This is a genomic window from Mesorhizobium sp. M7A.F.Ca.CA.001.08.2.1 (assembly GCF_003998455.1).
Classification (GTDB): domain Bacteria; phylum Pseudomonadota; class Alphaproteobacteria; order Rhizobiales; family Rhizobiaceae; genus Mesorhizobium; species Mesorhizobium ciceri.
The window spans coordinates 1-906 of the sequence record NZ_RZPW01001276.1; the positions used below are offsets into that span (position 1 = coordinate 1).

The 906-nt window shown below is 63.0% G+C and carries 2 protein-coding genes; both read left to right on the top strand.

The annotated features are described in order from the left end of the window. Nucleotides 1–326 (top strand): NIPSNAP family protein (locus EN914_RS36795; protein ID WP_024503998.1); only part of this gene is annotated, 326 nt, incomplete at its 5' end. Nucleotide 327: 1 nt separating this feature from the next. Further along, the coding region (locus EN914_RS36800) for a hypothetical protein (RefSeq protein ID WP_164779234.1) at nt 328–906 on the top strand (579 nt) is incomplete at its 3' end.

Genomic DNA, 906 nt, shown 5'->3' on the forward strand with positions numbered 1-906 from the left:
ATATGATCTTCGACCATCGCACCTATACCGCCCGCCCCAACAAGCTGTCGCATTTCCTCAAACTCTACGAGGACGTCGGCCTGCCGATGCAGCGGCATTATTTGGGCGAGCCCTTCGGCTTCTTCCAGACGCATATCGGCGACCTCTCGCGCACCGTGCATTTGTGGAAATATGAGAGCCTTGCCGATCGAGAGGACCGGCGCGACCGCATGGAGGCCGATCCCGAATGGCAGGCCTATCGGCGCAAGGTGATCGAGACCGACTATCTTCTCGACATGCGCAACCAGATCCTCAAACCCGTCTCCTTCTTCAATCCTGGAAAGTAAGATGGACCTGATTTTCTCTGCCGAGGGGCGCAGCTGGCCGCTGCGCCTGACTGGCGATGCCGAGCGCACGCGCCGCGCGCTGCTCTCGGCCTTGCCCATGCGCCTGCAACTGCACACGCCGAAGATCGCCGGCAGCCACATCTATTGGCATGCTCCCTTCGTCGAGGATATCGAGGGTGCTACGCATGTGCTTTCCGCGACCGCCGGCGCCTTCATCTACTGGCCGGTGCGGCAGTTCCTCGAAATCACCTTCGCGCCGCTCCAGGCGGAAAATGCCGAGATCACCGTCCTCGGCCATCTCGACGCTCCGGTGGAAGGCATTGCCGAGCTTGCCGCGGCACTGAAGCGGGACCAGGGTCGCCGTGTCCTGGAAGGCACGCTTGTCCGGTCGGATGGCGGCGTGTCCGAGCCTTCGCCGCCATCGTCGCTGCCACAGGATATCATTGCCGCTCGCAAGGCGCTGTGGGTGTCCTGTCCCGCCGACATCAGCCGGGTCACCGCGTCACGCGCCATCATGCACCCGGCAGGTCCCGTCTTCACCGCAGAATCGGAAGCGCGGGTGCTGCACGAACTCCTATGG